This window comes from Xanthomonas vasicola, assembly GCF_000772705.2.
GTDB lineage: Bacteria > Pseudomonadota > Gammaproteobacteria > Xanthomonadales > Xanthomonadaceae > Xanthomonas > Xanthomonas vasicola.
Genome location: NZ_JSBW02000061.1, coordinates 1 through 2,744, shown reverse-complemented (window position 1 = coordinate 2,744; position 2,744 = coordinate 1). Strand labels below are relative to the sequence as shown.

Genomic DNA, 2,744 nt, shown 5'->3' with positions numbered 1-2,744 from the left:
CATGCGGCCGCTGGTGTCGTAGGTGTATTGGCGCGCAGTGCCGCCGATGGCGGTGGTGTTGCCGGTGGCGTCATAGGTGCGGGCCACACCGGCGACGGCGCTGAGGCGGTGGCTGTCGGTCGGATAGCGATAGGTCTGCGTAGCGGTGCCGACCTTGGCGCTGAGGCGGTTGCCGGTGGCGTCATAGCTGTAGCCGTCGATCAGCGTGCCGGTGCTGCCGTCCTTGAGGCCGGTGAGGCGGCCCAGGGTGTCGTAGCCCAGCCCGATCTCCGGTGTGGTGTTGCCAGCCGGCGTCAGCGCGGTGAGGTTGCCGGCGGGGTCGAAGCCGAAGCCCACGTCCAGCCCGCCCGGGCGGGTGTCCTGGATGGCCTGCGGGCGATAGTCCAGATCGTACTGGCGGGCGAGGGTGCGGCCATTGCCGTAGGTCCAGCCGGCAGCCGGGCCGAACGGGTAGTAGCTGGCGTTGCCCAGCAGCACCTGTCGGCTGCCGCCGGCCGGGGTCACGCCGACCTCGGTGGTCTGGCCTTGCGCGTTGCGCAGGTAGCCAACGGCCGTGCCCTCAGGATACGCCATGCCCTGCACCTGACCGCCCACGCCGGATGCATAGCGCAGCATCCGTGCCTTGCTGTTGTTGGTCTGCATCTTTGCTCACCAGTTCGCTGAAGCGGTTGGGCTAATTACCTCCGTCCCCTTTGTTTCCGTTCCCTTTGTTCGAAACGTTACTCGACGAAGAGTATTGACTCATCTTCCTCGCGGTAATAGAGCATTCCTAGGTCAGATGTTTTTATGAGGACGCCGCCTTCCATATAACTCCCATCTGCCATTTGATCCTTCGTTAGCCAATCCTCATAGCCTGGAAGGCAAGTCCAAGTATCGAAATTGCAAACCACGAGACCTGATACATTACCTTCAACGACGACCGAGTCTCCCACGATTATTGGCTGGGAAGTGCTTGCGTATCTCATGGGTTTCCTCTATCAGTTACGAAGGGCTCAACAGGCACCCACCCTGGCTGCAATTGATCTGGCTTAACCACATATTTCTGCTTTGCCCAGAAGCAGTCGCATTTCGGGTATGGATATTGATTAGCGACAAAAATGTTGTGGTGCGATCCGTAAACGCCGTGCTGCATCACATTGTTTGGTATGACATCAAGCGGTCGATACCCGATTGTTCCCACAGGAACAATCATGCCGGAAATGGTTTTGCAGGGAGGACATGGCTTTTCATCTGGGCAAGCCATGCCAGCTGTTAATCCACCTAGTATCCCTCCTGCTGAAGCTCCTCCCATGCCACCTAATTGTGACCCTGCCACAAATCCAGCTGCATTTCCTGCTATTGGAACTTCGGAGCCAGCCACACCCCCTAAAATACCACCGCCCCAGTATCCCACTCCACCGCCGACAACAGAGCATGCTGCAATCCATCCGGCAGCGCACGCCGGGTTAGGTGCCAATCCTAAAGGATCAGTAAGCGAGAGCGGACTGCCTAATGCATAACCATGAGTGCTAATTCCGCCTTGTAATCCAAGCGGATCACTCTGCCCATACCGCCCAGTAGTCGCCTCGTAGTCCCTGAAGTAGTTCTGATTCAACCCACTCGCTGCATCAAACCGCTGCCCCGGGAAGCGCATATCCAACACCAGCGCCGCCCCATCGCCATCCGGATCCTGATTCGGCGCGGTGTTGCCGAAGGCTTCGCCCTTCAGGCTCCACGTCCACACCGGCACATCGCGGGTTGGATCGATCACCACGCGCGGGCTGCCCAAATGATCGGGTTCGATGTAGTGCAGTTTATTTGCGTTGGCCAGCAGGCCGACCGGTAGGTCGTCCAGCCAGATCGCCTGCTGCTTGGGCGCGCCGTTGCTGTCGTAGTCGCCCAGCCAGTGGCCTGCTTCATCGTAGAGCGTGTAGGTGTTGGTGGTGCCGAGGAAGCGGCGCACCTGCTCGCCTTTTCCGTTGTAGCGGTAGTTCATGGTCACCGCGCCAGCGCGGCGGGCCTGGGTCATGCGGCCAGTGGTGTCGTAGGTGTACTGGCGCGCAGTGCCGCCGATGGCGGTGGTGTTGCCGGTGGCGTCATAGGTGCGGGCCACACCGGCGACGGCGCTGAGGCGGTGGCTGTCGGTCGGATAGGTGTAGGTCTGCGTAGCGGTGCCGACCTTGGCGCTGAGGCGGTTGCCGGTGGCGTCGTAGCTGTAGCCGTCGATCAGCGTGCCGGTGCTGCCGTCCTTGAGGCCGGTGAGGCGGCCGAGGGTGTCGTAGCCCAGGCTGATCTCCGGTGTGGTGTTGCCTGCGGGTGTCAGCGCGGTGAGGTTGCCGGCCGGGTCGAAGCCGAAGCCCACGTCCAGCCCACCCGGGCGGGTATCCTGGATGGCCTGCGGCCGATAGTCCAGATCGTATTGGCGGGCGAGGGTGCGGCCATTGCCGTAGGTCCAGCCGGCAGCCGGGCCGAACGGATAGTAAGTGGCATTGCCCAGCAGCACCTGGCGGCTACCGCCAGCTTGCGTCACGCCAACTTGCGTGGTCTGGCCCTGCGCATTGCGCACGTAATCGACCACCGCGCCGTCCGGGTAGGTCATGCGCTGCAGTTGGCCGCCGATGGTGTAGGCGTAGCGCAGCACCAGCGCGGTGCCGTTGCTGGTCTGTACCTTGCGCACCAGATCGCCGAAGCGGTTGTAGCAATACTGGGTGACGCCGCCGCCGTCCTGCATCTTGGTCAGGCGGCCGATCGAAAACGTCTCGCCG

At 61.9% G+C, this 2,744-nt stretch carries 1 protein-coding gene and 1 pseudogene; both read right to left on the bottom strand.

Going from position 1 to position 2,744, the window contains the following annotated elements:
- Positions 1 to 670, bottom strand: a pseudogene (locus tag NX05_RS17045) (type IV secretion protein Rhs); the annotation flags it as partial.
- Positions 671 to 961: 291 nt separating this feature from the next.
- A partial coding sequence (locus NX05_RS24560) for an RHS repeat domain-containing protein (protein ID WP_276525527.1) occupies positions 962 to 2,744 on the bottom strand: 1,783 nt, incomplete at its 5' end.